Source organism: Enterobacter cloacae complex sp. Mu1197, assembly GCF_040059225.1.
Classification (GTDB): domain Bacteria; phylum Pseudomonadota; class Gammaproteobacteria; order Enterobacterales; family Enterobacteriaceae; genus Enterobacter; species Enterobacter quasiroggenkampii.
In genome coordinates, this window is record NZ_CP157375.1 from 203,732 (window position 1) to 218,203 (window position 14,472).

Here is a 14,472-nt window from a genome sequence, read left to right on the forward strand (position 1 = left end):
CAACTGCCATGAACACATCAACCTATAACCGCACGCGCTGGCTCACGCTCTTTGGTACCATCGTCACTCAGTTTGCGCTGGGGTCGGTCTATACCTGGAGCCTGTTTAACAGCGCGCTTTCCGACAAACTCGGCGCACCGGTCAGCCAGGTCGCGTTCTCCTTTGGTTTGCTGAGTCTGGGTCTGGCGATTTCATCCTCCGTCGCGGGCAAGTTGCAGGAGCGTTTTGGCGTGAAGCGCGTGACCATGGCGTCCGGTATCCTGCTGGGGCTGGGCTTTTTCCTGACCGCGCATTCAAGCAACCTGATGATGTTATGGCTAAGCGCTGGCGTGCTGGTGGGGCTGGCGGACGGTGCGGGGTATCTGCTGACGCTGTCAAACTGCGTGAAGTGGTTCCCGGAACGTAAAGGCTTAATCTCGGCGTTTGCCATCGGTTCTTACGGTTTGGGCAGCCTCGGGTTCAAATTTATCGACGCCCATCTGCTGGCGTCCGTCGGTCTCGAAAAAACCTTCATGATCTGGGGCGCTATCGTGCTGGTGATGATTCTGTTCGGCGCCACGCTGATGAAAGATGCGCCGCAGCAGGAAGTGAAATCTGTAAACGGCGTGGTGGAGAACGACTTCACCCTCGCGCAGTCCATGCGTAAGCCACAGTACTGGATGCTGGCGGTGATGTTCCTGACGGCCTGCATGAGCGGTCTGTATGTCATCGGCGTGGCGAAAGATATCGCGCAGGGGATGGTGAAACTGGATGCAGCCACGGCGGCCAACGCGGTGACCGTGATTTCCATTGCTAACCTCTCGGGTCGTCTGGTCCTCGGTATCCTGTCTGACAAAATTGCCCGCATCCGCGTGATTACGATTGGGCAGGTGGTTTCGCTGGTCGGTATGGCGGCGCTGCTGTTCGCTCCGCTGAATGAAGCCACCTTCTTCGCGGCGATTGCCTGCGTGGCCTTTAACTTCGGCGGCACCATTACCGTCTTCCCGTCACTGGTGAGCGAGTTCTTTGGCCTGAACAATCTGGCGAAAAACTATGGGGTTATCTATCTGGGCTTCGGGATTGGCAGTATCTGCGGCTCGCTGATTGCCTCCCTGTTCGGCGGGTTCTACGTGACCTTCTGCGTGATCTTTGCCTTGCTGATTATCTCGCTGGCGCTGTCCACGACGATTCGTCAGCCGCAGCGTGAAGTCTTCAAAGAGGTGCACGCCTGAGACGTTAAATAAGGCCGGTTATCCGGCCTGTTTCTTATGTGAAAACCGAGGCTTTGCTGGCGTTGTCAAATTCCTGAAGTGTTTTTTGTAAATAACTGTACCGATCACACACTCTGCTGCCACTTTTCCCTTCCTCTGTGGTCTACTTACCACGCCTGTCGTCGTTTCACTGAACGATCCCCTGTGCGTATATGTAATCTGCCCACGTAATAATCAGCGTGGGCGGTGGTACTGTCCCTTGTTCCGGGTAGCTTGCATGAAATACATTAAATCGATGGCGCAACAAAAGCTCTGCTTTTTGCTGGCGTTGTACATCGGCCTGTTTATGAATGGCGCAGTTTTTTTTCGTCGGTTTGACGGTTATGCGCATGATTTTACCGTCTGGAAAGGAATTGCAGCGGTTGTCGAATTGGTCGCTGCGGTACTGGTCACCTTCTTTTTATTCCGTATTCTTACCCTGTTTGGCCGTCGCGTGTGGCGAGTGCTGGCAACGTTTATCGTGCTGTGCTCGGCGGGTGCCAGCTATTACATGACCTTTATGAACGTGGTGATTGGCTACGGCATTATTGCCTCGGTGATGACCACGGATATCGACCTCTCTAAAGAGGTTGTAGGGCTCCACTTTATTCTCTGGCTAGTGGCCGTCAGCGCCTTGCCGCTGCTGCTCATCTGGAGCAACCGCTGCCGCTACACGCTGGTTCACCAGATCCGCACGCCCGGAAAGCGATTCAGAAGCGTCGCCGTGGTGCTGCTGGCGGGCCTGATGGTCTGGGGGCCGATTCGCCTGCTGGAAGTGAAGCAGAAGAATGATGAGCGTACCTCCGGCGTGGATCTGCCAAGCTATGGCGGTGTGGTCGCCAACTCGTATTTGCCGTCTAACTGGATCTCCGCGCTGGGGCTGTATGCGTGGGCGCAGGTGGATGAGTCCTCGGATAATAAGTCGCTGATAAACCCGGCGAAGAAATTTACCTATGTTGCGCCAAAAGATATCGACGATACCTACGTCGTCTTTATTATCGGAGAGACCACGCGCTGGGATCATATGGGTATTCTCGGCTATAACCGAGATACTACGCCGAAACTGGCGCAGGAAAAGAACCTGATTGCCTATCGTGGCTATTCCTGTGATACCGCCACCAAGCTCTCCCTGCGCTGCATGTTTGTGCGCGAGGGCGGGGCGAGCGACAACCCGCAGCGTACGCTAAAAGAGCAAAACGTCTTCTCGGTGCTGCATCAGCTTGGATTTACGTCTGACCTCTATGCGATGCAGAGCGAGATGTGGTTCTACAGCAATACCATGGCGCAAAACATTTCCTACCGCGAGCAGATTGGCGCAGAGGCGCGCAACCGTGGAAAACCTGTCGATGACATGCTGCTGATAGATGAGATGAAACTCTCCCTCAACGGTAAGCCTGATGGCAAGCACATGATCATCCTGCATACCAAAGGGTCGCACTTTAATTACACCCAACGCTATCCGCGTAGCTTTGCCAAATGGACGCCGGAATGTGTCGGGGTGGATAAAGACTGCACCAAAGCGCAGCTGATTAACTCCTACGATAACTCCGTAATGTATGTGGATCACTTTATTGATACGGTGATTGACCAGGTTCGTGATAAGAAAGCGATCGTCTTCTATGCGGCAGACCACGGTGAATCCATCAATGAATACGAGCATCTCCACGGTACGCCACGCAAGATGGCGCCGCCGGAGCAGTTCCGCGTGCCAATGATGGTGTGGATGTCCGACAAGTATCTGGAAGACCCGGAGAAAGCGAAGATGTTTGCTCAGCTGAAGAAAGAGGCGGAGATGAAGGTGCCGCGTCGTCACGTTGAGCTGTATGACACCATCATGGGGTGTCTCGGCTATACCTCACCGGATGGTGGAATTAACGAAAACAACAACTGGTGTAAACTCCCCGATAACAGCGCAAAAGCCGCGCAGTAGCTGCTCTGGCGAGAATATCGCCAGTTGAATGGCTTTTTGAAAATAAGGGATTGACGGGGGCGCACCTCAGCAGTAAGATGCGCTCCGCATTCGGCGAGTAGCGCAGCTTGGTAGCGCAACTGGTTTGGGACCAGTGGGTCGGAGGTTCGAATCCTCTCTCGCCGACCACATTCTGAAAAGGGCTAACCGCAAGGTTAGCCCTTTTTGCATTATGACCTTACCCCACCAGAGTATCCAAAACGCCTGTTAGACCGGCTTCTCCCTGTCTGTTAACGATTTTGTGACATAATCCATTGTATTTTTTTATATATAGATTGATCTTTTTTCGCGTTGCTTATGGATAACCTCAGCATTTTTCGCTGTGCGTTTTAACGTTCGCGGTATTTAGTGCTCAGATAATCACCATTCTGCAAGAAAATTTACCCATTCTGAATAAAAGTTAATCACTGATTGTGGCGAAATAGGGAGAGAGTTGTGCTGCAACATGGCGAGTAGCATAAATTTCCCTGCTGAAAACTGGCGCTCATGGTTTTTTTAATCTTTGTTTGCGGTTTCTCACACTCAGCGTAAATCCCCGTCACCTGTATTGACGTTTTCACATTCTGTTGACAGATTGTAGGGCATGAGGGGCATTTCAGGGACGATCTGCGCTGCAACTCAAACGCTCTTCTGAAAGGATTCTCCATCCCTTTAACGCCTTCGGGCACCTCCGACCGGACCGGGTAAAAAATAAATAAAGGTCTGGCGGCGTAACACAACAAAGCAAAACATCACATTGGAGCAGAATAATGAGTATTTCCTTGAAGAAGTCAGGGATGCTGAAGCTTGGTCTGAGTCTGGTGGCTATGACCGTGGCAGCAAGCGTACAGGCAAAAACCCTGGTTTACTGTTCTGAAGGCTCGCCGGAAGGCTTTAACCCACAGCTCTTTACCTCTGGTACGACGTACGACGCAAGCTCTGTACCGATCTATAACCGTCTGGTTGAATTCAAAACCGGCACCACGGAAGTGATTCCGGGTCTGGCTGAGAAGTGGGACGTCAGCGAAGACGGTAAAACCTATACCTTCCACCTGCGCCAGGGCGTGAAGTGGCAGGACAGCAAAGATTTCAAACCAACGCGCGACTTTAATGCCGACGACGTTGTGTTCTCCTTCGACCGTCAGAAAAACGCCCAGAACCCGTACCACAAAGTCTCTGGCGGCAGCTATGAATACTTCGAAGGGATGGGCCTGCCGGATCTGATCTCTGAAGTGAAAAAAGTGGACGATAATACCGTTCAGTTCGTGCTGACGCGTCCGGAAGCGCCGTTCCTGGCAGACCTGGCCATGGACTTCGCCTCTATTCTGTCCAAAGAGTACGCAGATAACATGCTGAAAGCCGGTACGCCGGAGAAAGTCGACCTGAACCCAATCGGTACCGGTCCATTCCAGCTGCTGCAGTACCAGAAAGACTCCCGTATTCTGTATAAAGCATTCGAAGGCTACTGGGGCACCAAGCCGAAGATTGACCGTCTGGTCTTCTCCATCACGCCTGATGCGTCCGTACGTTATGCAAAACTGCAGAAAAACGAATGCCAGGTGATGCCATATCCGAACCCGGCAGACATCGCCCGCATGAAGCAGGACAAGAACATCAACCTGCTGGAGCAGGCTGGCCTGAACGTGGGCTATCTCTCCTTTAACACCGAGAAGAAACCGTTTGATGACGTGAAAGTGCGTCAGGCGCTGACCTACGCGGTGAACAAAGAAGCGATTATTAAGGCGGTTTACCAGGGCGCTGGCGTTGCAGCCAAAAACCTGATCCCACCAACCATGTGGGGCTATAACGACGACGTTAAAGATTACTCCTACGATCCTGAGAAAGCGAAAGCGCTGCTGAAAGAAGCGGGCCAGGATAAAGGCTTCACCGTCGAGCTGTGGGCGATGCCGGTACAGCGTCCGTACAACCCGAACGCACGCCGTATGGCAGAAATGGTTCAGGCTGACTGGGCTAAGATTGGCGTTCAGGCCAAGATTGTGACCTACGAGTGGGGCGAGTACCTGAAGCGCGCCAAAGCGGGTGAGCACCAGGCAGTCATGATGGGCTGGACCGGTGATAACGGGGATCCGGACAACTTCTTCGCCACCCTGTTCAGCTGCGCGGCGGCAAAAGACGGTTCTAACTACTCTCGCTGGTGCTACAAGCCGTTTGAAGACCTGATCCAGCCGGCGCGTGCGACCGACGATCACAACAAACGTATTGAACTGTACAAGCAGGCGCAGGTTGTTATGCACGATCAGGCTCCGGCGCTGATTGTTGCTCACTCCACCGTGTACGAGCCAGTGCGTAAAGAAGTGAAAGGCTACGTGGTTGATCCACTGGGCAAACACCACTTCGAAAACGTATCGGTTGAATAATTAAAAGCAACGCCAGGCGGCGCTGTGCTTGCACTGGCCTACGGTCTGTAGGTCGGGTAAGCGTAGCGCCACCCGGCAGCAGTGCTTAATTCTCTCTCTGAAAGGAGAGGGGATAAGATTTGTGAGCAATACAGACGTCACGCCACTGGGCGTGCGTCATCAGAGAGAATCCGGGTTATGTTGCAGTTCATCCTCCGACGTCTGGGACTTGTTATCCCCACGTTTATCGGTATCACCCTTCTCACTTTTGCCTTCGTCCATATGATCCCCGGCGACCCGGTAATGATTATGGCGGGCGAGCGTGGTATTTCCCCTGAGCGCCATGCACAGCTGCTGGCTGAACTCGGCCTCGATAAGCCGATGTGGCAGCAGTATCTCCACTATATCTGGGGCGTGCTGCACGGTGATTTAGGGATTTCGTTGAAAAGCCGTCTTCCGGTGTGGGACGAGTTCGTGCCGCGTTTTAAAGCGACACTGGAGCTTGGGGTCTGCGCCATGATTTTCGCCACCGCGGTGGGTATTCCTGTCGGGGTACTGGCTGCCGTCAAGCGTGGCTCTATTTTTGACCATACCGCCGTGGGTCTGGCGCTGACCGGCTACTCCATGCCTATCTTCTGGTGGGGCATGATGCTGATCATGCTGGTCTCGGTGCAGCTTAACCTGACACCAGTTTCCGGGCGCGTCAGCGATATGGTCTTCCTGGACGACTCCAACCCGCTCACCGGCTTTATGCTGATTGATACGGCTATCTGGGGTGAAGAGGGCAACTTCATGGATGCCGTCGCGCACATGATCCTGCCTGCCATGGTGCTGGGCACCATTCCTCTGGCGGTGATCGTCCGTATGACCCGTTCATCGATGCTGGAAGTGCTGGGTGAGGATTACATTCGCACCGCCCGCGCCAAGGGCCTGACGCGTATGCGCGTCATTATCGTCCATGCGCTGCGTAACGCCATGCTGCCGGTAGTGACCGTTATCGGTCTCCAGGTGGGGACGTTGCTGGCGGGGGCGATCCTGACCGAAACCATCTTCTCCTGGCCGGGCCTGGGCCGCTGGCTGATTGACGCGCTGCAGCGCCGTGACTATCCGGTTGTGCAGGGCGGTGTTCTGCTGGTCGCGACGATGATTATCCTCGTCAACCTGCTGGTCGATTTGCTGTACGGCGTGGTGAACCCGCGTATTCGTCATAAGAAGTAAGGGGCCATCATGTCACAGGTTTCTGAAAACAAAGTTGTTGCTGCACCGGTTCCGATGACGCCGATGCAGGAGTTCTGGCACTACTTCAAGCGCAACAAAGGCGCGGTGGTGGGGCTGGTGTATGTCGCTATCATGATCCTGATTGCGGTATTTGCGAACGTCCTCGCGCCGTATAACCCGGCGGACCAGTTCCGCGATGCGCTGCTCGCCCCGCCTGCCTGGCAGGACGGCGGTAGCCTGGCGCACCTGCTGGGGACCGATGATGTGGGCCGCGATGTGCTGTCGCGTCTGATGTACGGTGCGCGCCTGTCGCTGCTGGTCGGCTGTCTGGTGGTGGTGTTATCCCTGATTATGGGGATTGTACTGGGTCTGGTTGCCGGTTACTTCGGCGGCATTGTTGATAACATCATCATGCGTATCGTCGACATCATGCTGGCGCTGCCAAGCCTGCTGCTGGCGCTGGTGCTGGTGGCGATCTTCGGGCCGTCGATCGGTAACGCCGCCCTGGCGCTGACGTTCGTGGCGCTTCCTCACTACGTGCGTTTAACCCGCGCGGCGGTGCTGGTGGAAGTGAACCGCGACTACGTCACGGCGTCTCGCGTAGCGGGGGCCGGTGCGATGCGCCAGATGTTTGTCAATATCTTCCCGAACTGCCTTGCGCCGCTGATTGTTCAGGCGTCGCTCGGTTTCTCTAACGCCATTCTTGATATGGCCGCTCTTGGCTTCCTGGGCATGGGTGCGCAGCCGCCAACACCGGAGTGGGGCACCATGCTCTCCGACGTGTTGCAGTTCGCACAAAGCGCCTGGTGGGTTGTCACCTTCCCGGGTCTGGCAATCCTGCTGACGGTGCTGGCATTTAACCTGATGGGTGATGGCCTGCGTGATGCGCTTGATCCCAAACTGAAGCAGTAAGAGGCACGAGATGGCGTTATTAAATGTAGATAAATTATCGGTGCACTTCGGCGATGAAGGCACCCCGTTTCGCGCCGTGGACCGCATCAGCTACAGCGTCAATCAGGGCGAAGTGGTGGGTATCGTTGGGGAGTCCGGTTCCGGTAAGTCCGTCAGCTCGCTGGCGATCATGGGGCTGATTGATTACCCGGGCCGCGTGATGGCGGAAAACCTGCAGTTCAACGGTCAGGACCTGAAGCGCATTTCTGAAAAACAGCGCCGCCAGCTGGTGGGCGCGGAAGTGGCGATGATTTTCCAGGATCCGATGACCAGCCTGAACCCGTGCTACACCGTCGGTTTCCAGATTATGGAAGCGATTAAGGTGCACCAGGGCGGGAATAAGAAAACCCGTCGTCAGCGGGCGATCGATCTGCTGAACCAGGTGGGTATTCCTGACCCGGCTTCGCGTCTGGACGTTTACCCGCACCAGCTCTCCGGCGGGATGAGCCAGCGCGTGATGATCGCCATGGCGATTGCCTGTCGGCCAAAGCTGCTGATTGCGGATGAACCGACGACGGCGCTGGATGTGACCATTCAGGCACAAATCATCGAGCTGCTGCTGGAGCTGCAGCAGAAAGAGAATATGGCGCTAGTGCTGATTACGCACGATCTGGCGCTGGTGGCCGAAGCTGCACACAAAATCATTGTGATGTATGCCGGCCAGGTGGTCGAGACCGGAAATTCGCACGATATCTTCCGCGCGCCGCGTCACCCGTATACCCAGGCGCTTTTACGCGCGCTGCCGGAGTTTGCTCAGGATAAAGCGCGTCTGGCATCGCTGCCGGGTGTGGTGCCGGGTAAATATGACCGTCCGCAGGGCTGTCTGCTCAATCCGCGTTGTCCGTATGCGACGGACAAATGCCGGACGGAAGAGCCAGAGCTGAACCAGCTGGCTGACGGTCGTCAGTCGAAATGCCACTACCCACTCGATGATGCCGGGAGGCCAACACTATGAGTACGCAACAGGCCACCACGCAACAGCCGCTGTTGCAGGCCATCGACCTGAAAAAATATTACCCGGTGAAGAAGGGACTGTTTGCCCCTGAACGCCTGGTGAAAGCGCTGGACGGCGTCTCCTTTAACCTCGAACGCGGTAAAACGCTGGCGGTAGTGGGAGAGTCAGGCTGCGGGAAATCGACGCTGGGCCGTCTGCTGACGATGATTGAAGTGCCGACCGGCGGTGAACTTTATTATCAAGGCCAGGATCTGCTCAAGCACGATCCGCAGGCGCAGAAGCTGCGTCGCCAGAAAATCCAGATTGTGTTCCAGAACCCGTATGGTTCTTTGAACCCGCGTAAAAAAGTGGGGCAGATTCTGGAAGAACCGCTGCTGATTAACAGCAATCTGAGCAAAGAGCAGCGCCGTGAAAAAGCGCTGGCGATGATGGCAAAGGTCGGCCTCAAAACCGAGCATTACGACCGCTATCCGCATATGTTCTCCGGCGGCCAGCGTCAGCGTATCGCCATCGCGCGCGGTCTGATGCTTGACCCGGACGTGGTGATTGCCGACGAGCCGGTGTCGGCGCTCGACGTCTCCGTGCGTGCGCAGGTGCTGAACCTGATGATGGATCTGCAGCAGGAGCTGGGACTCTCTTACGTGTTCATCTCCCACGACCTGTCGGTGGTAGAGCATATTGCCGATGAAGTGATGGTGATGTATCTGGGGCGCTGCGTGGAGAAGGGGACCAAAGACCAGATCTTTAATAACCCTCGCCACCCGTACACCCAGGCGCTGCTGTCCGCGACGCCGCGTCTGAACCCGGACGATCGTCGTGAGCGTATTAAGCTGACGGGAGAGCTGCCAAGCCCGCTGAATCCGCCGCCGGGATGTGCATTCAATGCCCGCTGCAGCCGCCGCTTTGGCCCTTGCACCCAGCTACAGCCGCAGCTGAAGGATTATGGCGGCCAGCTGGTGGCCTGCTTTGCGGTCGATCAAGATGAAAACGGCGAGAAGCCACACGCATAACGAAAAAAACCGGCGCTATGCCGGTTTTTTTATGTCTGCTTTATTATTTCCGCAGGCGAATCTGGTCGACGGCGTGCTTCTCGCTCTTGGTGAGGATCAGGCTCGCACGCTCGCGCGTCGGCAGGATGTTCTCTTTGAGGTTCACGTAGTTGATCTCATTCCACAGCCCCGTCGCCACATTGATCGCTTCTTCTTCAGAAAGCTGAGCATAGTGGTGGAAATAGGAGTCCGGATCGGTGAACGCCCCTTCGCGGAACTTCAGGAAGCGGTTGATGTACCAGTTCTGCAGCAGGTCTTCCGGCGCATCGACGTAAATAGAGAAATCGACGAAATCCGAGACAAAGACGTGGTGCGGGTCGTGAGGATAGTCCATGCCGCTTTGCAGCACGTTCAGACCTTCCAGAATGAGAATATCCGGCTGGACCACCGTTTTATCCCCACCCGGGATGCGATCGTAGATCAGGTGCGAATAGACCGGCGCTGTTACGTGAGGCACGCCGGATTTCAGGTCAGAGACAAATTTCACCAGACGGTGCATATCATAAGAGAGCGGGAAGCCTTTCTTCTTCATCAGCCCGCGTTCTTTTAAGACTTCGTTCGGATGCAGGAAGCCGTCGGTCGTGATCAGCTCCACGCTGCGGTGTTCCGGCCAGCGGCTCAACAGCGCCTGCAAAACGCGTGCGGTGGTACTTTTACCCACGGCCACGCTGCCTGCGATACTAATGATATAAGGAATGCGTTGACCGTTCGTCCCGAGAAACTGCTCCAGCACCGCCTGACGACGCAGGTTCGAGCTGATATAGAAGTTAAGCAAGCGAGAGAGGGGGAGATAAATTTCTGCCACCTCTTCAAGGGACAGATCTTCGTTTATCCCTTTTAACCGTGCGATTTCACCTTCCGTCAGCGTCATAGGGACGGAATCACGCAGGGCAGCCCACTGGCTGCGGTTAAAGTGAAGATAAGGCGTCATTAACGTTTGCTCTTTTTTGCTCATAAGCATGCTTCAGTGAGCCAGCGCTATACTGCCGGATCGTGGCTCATCACACAGTTAATTTTGGACAATGGGCAGGAGGTTAACACCAGATGGCAGGAATAATAAGAAAAAAGATGGATAGCGCTGCGTTACGCGGAAGCCGTCACGCTATGGTGTATACGGTGTAAATTACGCGTGCATGTTGATTATTTGACCCACAATGACTACTTTTACAGCGCTTAGCGCTTCGTTCGCATAAAATGTGAGCGAAAGAACGTTTTATGCAAATTTTTAGTTGCATGACCGCGCAGGTATCCATAGAATGCGCGCTACTTGATGCCGACTTAGCTCAGTAGGTAGAGCAACTGACTTGTAATCAGTAGGTCACCAGTTCGATTCCGGTAGTCGGCACCATCAAGTCCGGTGGGGTTCCCGAGCGGCCAAAGGGAGCAGACTGTAAATCTGCCGTCACAGACTTCGAAGGTTCGAATCCTTCCCCCACCACCACTTTCTGGCAGCGTAAATGCCGCCGGAGCTGGTTGGAAAAATTAGCCAGCTCAAACTGAAAAAGAGAGAAATCTCTTTTTTTGTTACAGAAAGAACTGGGTAGCCGAGTTTCAGGATGCGGGCATCGTATAATGGCTATTACCTCAGCCTTCCAAGCTGATGATGCGGGTTCGATTCCCGCTGCCCGCTCCAATACGTGCTGATATGGCTCAGTTGGTAGAGCGCACCCTTGGTAAGGGTGAGGTCCCCAGTTCGACTCTGGGTATCAGCACCACTTCACTTCTCCTTCCCGTTTCTCTCTGTTTCAATTTTACTGTATTCAACAATTCAGGCATTTCGCCTGGTTGATGTGGTGATATCACCGATTTATCCGTGTCTTAGAGGGACAATCGATGTCTAAAGAAAAGTTTGAACGTACAAAACCGCACGTTAACGTCGGTACTATCGGCCACGTTGACCATGGTAAAACAACGCTGACCGCTGCAATCACTACCGTTCTGGCAAAAACCTACGGTGGTTCTGCTCGTGCATTCGACCAGATCGATAACGCACCAGAAGAAAAAGCTCGTGGTATCACCATCAACACCTCTCACGTTGAGTACGACACCCCGACTCGCCACTACGCACACGTAGACTGCCCAGGCCACGCCGACTATGTTAAAAACATGATCACCGGTGCTGCGCAGATGGACGGCGCGATCCTGGTTGTTGCTGCGACTGACGGCCCAATGCCTCAGACTCGTGAGCACATCCTGCTGGGTCGTCAGGTAGGCGTTCCTTTCATCATCGTGTTCCTGAACAAGTGCGACATGGTTGATGACGAAGAGCTGCTGGAACTGGTAGAGATGGAAGTTCGTGAACTGCTGTCTCAGTACGATTTCCCAGGCGACGATACCCCAATCGTTCGTGGTTCTGCTCTGAAAGCGCTGGAAGGCGACGCAGAGTGGGAAGCGAAAATCATCGAACTGGCTGGCTTCCTGGATTCTTACATCCCAGAACCAGAGCGTGCGATTGACAAGCCATTCCTGCTGCCAATCGAAGACGTATTCTCCATCTCCGGTCGTGGTACCGTTGTTACCGGTCGTGTAGAGCGCGGTATCATCAAAGTTGGTGAAGAAGTTGAAATCGTTGGTATCAAAGAGACTGCGAAGTCTACCTGTACTGGCGTTGAAATGTTCCGCAAACTGCTGGACGAAGGCCGTGCTGGTGAGAACGTTGGTGTTCTGCTGCGTGGTATCAAACGTGAAGAAATCGAACGTGGTCAGGTTCTGGCTAAGCCAGGCTCAATCAAGCCACACACCAAGTTCGAATCTGAAGTGTACATCCTGTCCAAAGACGAAGGCGGCCGTCATACTCCGTTCTTCAAAGGCTACCGTCCACAGTTCTACTTCCGTACGACTGACGTGACCGGTACCATCGAACTGCCAGAAGGCGTTGAGATGGTCATGCCAGGCGACAACATCAAGATGGTTGTGACTCTGATCCACCCAATCGCGATGGACGACGGTCTGCGTTTCGCAATCCGTGAAGGTGGCCGTACCGTTGGCGCGGGCGTGGTTGCTAAAGTTCTCGGCTAATTGCTGATAACATTTGACGCAATGCGCAATAAAAGGGCATCATTTGATGCCCTTTTTGCACGCTTTCACGTCAGAACCTGGCTCATCAGTGATTATTTTTGTCATAATCATTGCTGAGACAGGCTCTGCAGAGAGCGTATAATTCGAAAAGCGAATTAGCATTTCGATTTGGTTTGCCTCGCAATCGCGGGGTGAAAATGTTTGTAGAATACTTCTGACAGGTTGGTTTATGAGTGCGAATACCGAAGCTCAAGGGAGCGGGCGCGGCCTGGAAGCGATGAAATGGGTAGTAGTAGCCGTTCTGCTGATCGTAGCGATTGTCGGCAACTACCTTTATCGTGACATGATGCTGCCGCTACGCGCGCTTGCAGTGGTAATTCTGATTGCTGCAGCGGGTGGTGTCGCGCTGTTGACGACGAAAGGCAAAGCGACTGTCGCTTTTGCTCGCGAAGCGCGTACCGAAGTCCGTAAGGTAATTTGGCCGACTCGCCAGGAAACATTGCACACCACGCTGATCGTAGCGGCGGTTACCGCTGTAATGTCACTGATCCTGTGGGGACTGGATGGTATTCTGGTTCGCCTGGTATCCTTTATCACTGGCCTGAGGTTCTGAGATGTCTGAAGCCCCTAAAAAGCGCTGGTACGTCGTTCAGGCGTTTTCCGGTTTTGAAGGCCGCGTAGCAACGTCGCTGCGTGAGCATATCAAATTACACAACATGGAAGAGTTATTTGGCGAAGTTATGGTTCCGACCGAAGAAGTGGTCGAGATCCGTGGCGGCCAGCGTCGCAAAAGCGAACGCAAATTCTTCCCGGGTTACGTGCTGGTTCAGATGGTGATGAACGACGCGAGCTGGCACCTGGTGCGCAGCGTACCGCGCGTGATGGGCTTTATCGGCGGCACGTCTGACCGTCCGGCGCCAATCAGCGACAAAGAAGTGGATGCGATTATGAACCGCCTGCAGCAGGTTGGTGATAAGCCGCGTCCGAAAACGCTGTTTGAACCGGGTGAAATGGTGCGTGTTAATGACGGTCCGTTTGCTGACTTTAACGGCGTCGTTGAAGAAGTGGACTACGAGAAGTCCCGCCTGAAAGTTTCTGTATCTATCTTCGGTCGTGCGACCCCGGTAGAACTGGACTTTGCTCAGGTCGAAAAAGCCTAAGCAGCGATCAAAAAAGCGACGATTTAATCGTTGCACAGGGCGCGAGATTGGAATACAATTTCGCGCCTTTTGTTTTTATGGGCCCGGCCCGTAAAACGAATTTTATTCACGGGGAGCCTCGCTGAGGCGCTATTACCCAATCAGAGGATTTTAGAATGGCTAAGAAAGTACAAGCCTACGTCAAGCTGCAGGTTGCAGCTGGTATGGCGAACCCAAGTCCACCAGTTGGTCCAGCTCTGGGTCAGCAGGGTGTGAACATCATGGAATTCTGTAAAGCGTTCAACGCAAAAACTGAATCCCTGGAAAAAGGTCTGCCAATCCCAGTCGTAATCACTGTTTACGCTGACCGTTCTTTCACTTTCGTTACCAAAACCCCTCCAGCAGCAGTTCTGCTGAAGAAAGCGGCTGGTATCAAGTCTGGTTCCGGTAAACCGAACAAAGACAAAGTGGGTAAAATTTCCCGCGCTCAGCTGCAGGAAATCGCGCAGACCAAAGCTGCCGACATGACTGGTGCCGACATTGAAGCGATGACTCGCTCAATCGAAGGTACTGCACGTTCCATGGGCCTGGTAGTGGAGGACTAAGAA

The 14,472-nt window shown here is 54.2% G+C and carries 12 protein-coding genes and 5 tRNA genes; 16 read left to right on the forward strand and 1 reads right to left on the reverse strand.

Features of this window, described 5'->3' with window-relative positions; translation table 11 throughout:
- Positions 1-8: 8 nt before the first annotated feature.
- The 8 genes from ABFV38_RS00925 (at position 9) to dppF (ending at position 9,668) form a co-directional block, all read left to right on the forward strand.
- A complete protein-coding gene (locus tag ABFV38_RS00925; protein ID WP_008502767.1) occupies positions 9-1,211 on the forward strand; it encodes an MFS transporter in 1,203 nt (400 codons plus the stop codon).
- A gap of 256 nt (positions 1,212-1,467) precedes the next feature.
- The gene (gene eptB / locus ABFV38_RS00930; RefSeq protein ID WP_045907857.1) at positions 1,468-3,159 is read left to right on the forward strand and encodes a kdo(2)-lipid A phosphoethanolamine 7''-transferase; all 1,692 of its coding nucleotides are present in this window, start codon (positions 1,468-1,470) and stop codon (positions 3,157-3,159) included.
- A gap of 91 nt (positions 3,160-3,250) precedes the next feature.
- Positions 3,251-3,327 (forward strand) — tRNA-Pro (locus ABFV38_RS00935).
- Positions 3,328-3,947: 620 nt separating this feature from the next.
- Complete coding sequence (dppA, locus tag ABFV38_RS00940) at positions 3,948-5,555, forward strand: dipeptide ABC transporter periplasmic-binding protein DppA (RefSeq protein ID WP_045907856.1); 1,608 nt, start codon at positions 3,948-3,950, stop codon at positions 5,553-5,555.
- 177 nt (positions 5,556-5,732) lie between these two features.
- Complete coding sequence (gene dppB, locus ABFV38_RS00945; RefSeq protein ID WP_008502770.1) at positions 5,733-6,752, forward strand: dipeptide ABC transporter permease DppB; 1,020 nt, start codon at positions 5,733-5,735, stop codon at positions 6,750-6,752.
- Positions 6,753-6,761: 9 nt separating this feature from the next.
- Positions 6,762-7,664, forward strand: coding sequence for a dipeptide ABC transporter permease DppC (dppC, locus tag ABFV38_RS00950; protein ID WP_008502771.1), 903 nt, complete (start codon positions 6,762-6,764; stop codon positions 7,662-7,664).
- A 10-nt stretch (positions 7,665-7,674) separates the two neighbouring features.
- Positions 7,675-8,658, forward strand: a complete 984-nt coding sequence (gene dppD / locus ABFV38_RS00955; protein WP_047746334.1) for a dipeptide ABC transporter ATP-binding protein — start codon at positions 7,675-7,677, stop codon at positions 8,656-8,658.
- A complete protein-coding gene (gene dppF, locus ABFV38_RS00960) occupies positions 8,655-9,668 on the forward strand; it encodes a dipeptide ABC transporter ATP-binding subunit DppF (RefSeq protein ID WP_032644494.1) in 1,014 nt (337 codons plus the stop codon). Before dppD ends, dppF begins: the two co-directional genes overlap by 4 nt.
- Before the next feature lie 43 nt (positions 9,669-9,711).
- On the opposite strand, the gene coaA is transcribed toward dppF, so the two are convergent.
- Entirely contained in the window at positions 9,712-10,662 is a 951-nt protein-coding gene (gene coaA, locus ABFV38_RS00965) for a type I pantothenate kinase (RefSeq protein ID WP_021242480.1), read from the reverse strand.
- 317 nt (positions 10,663-10,979) lie between these two features.
- Between coaA and ABFV38_RS00970 the strand changes: the two genes are divergently transcribed.
- The 8 genes from ABFV38_RS00970 (at position 10,980) to rplK (ending at position 14,469) form a co-directional block, all read left to right on the forward strand.
- Positions 10,980-11,055 (forward strand) — tRNA-Thr (locus ABFV38_RS00970).
- Positions 11,056-11,063: 8 nt separating this feature from the next.
- Positions 11,064-11,148: transfer RNA gene (locus ABFV38_RS00975), tRNA-Tyr, on the forward strand.
- Between the two features lie 117 nt (positions 11,149-11,265).
- Positions 11,266-11,340: transfer RNA gene (locus tag ABFV38_RS00980), tRNA-Gly, on the forward strand.
- 6 nt (positions 11,341-11,346) lie between these two features.
- Positions 11,347-11,422, forward strand: a tRNA-Thr gene (locus tag ABFV38_RS00985).
- Positions 11,423-11,540: 118 nt separating this feature from the next.
- Entirely contained in the window at positions 11,541-12,725 is a 1,185-nt protein-coding gene (gene tuf, locus ABFV38_RS00990) for an elongation factor Tu (protein WP_023309456.1), read from the forward strand.
- A gap of 229 nt (positions 12,726-12,954) precedes the next feature.
- Positions 12,955-13,338 carry a preprotein translocase subunit SecE gene (secE, locus tag ABFV38_RS00995; protein ID WP_003862342.1) on the forward strand — a complete coding sequence of 128 codons (384 nt, stop codon included), beginning with the start codon at positions 12,955-12,957 and terminating at the stop codon, positions 13,336-13,338.
- A 1-nt stretch (position 13,339) separates the two neighbouring features.
- Positions 13,340-13,885, forward strand: coding sequence for a transcription termination/antitermination protein NusG (nusG, locus tag ABFV38_RS01000; protein ID WP_003862341.1), 546 nt, complete (start codon positions 13,340-13,342; stop codon positions 13,883-13,885).
- Positions 13,886-14,040: 155 nt separating this feature from the next.
- Positions 14,041-14,469, forward strand: a complete 429-nt coding sequence (gene rplK, locus ABFV38_RS01005) for a 50S ribosomal protein L11 (protein WP_008503452.1) — start codon at positions 14,041-14,043, stop codon at positions 14,467-14,469.
- The last annotated feature ends 3 nt before the right edge of the window (positions 14,470-14,472 follow it).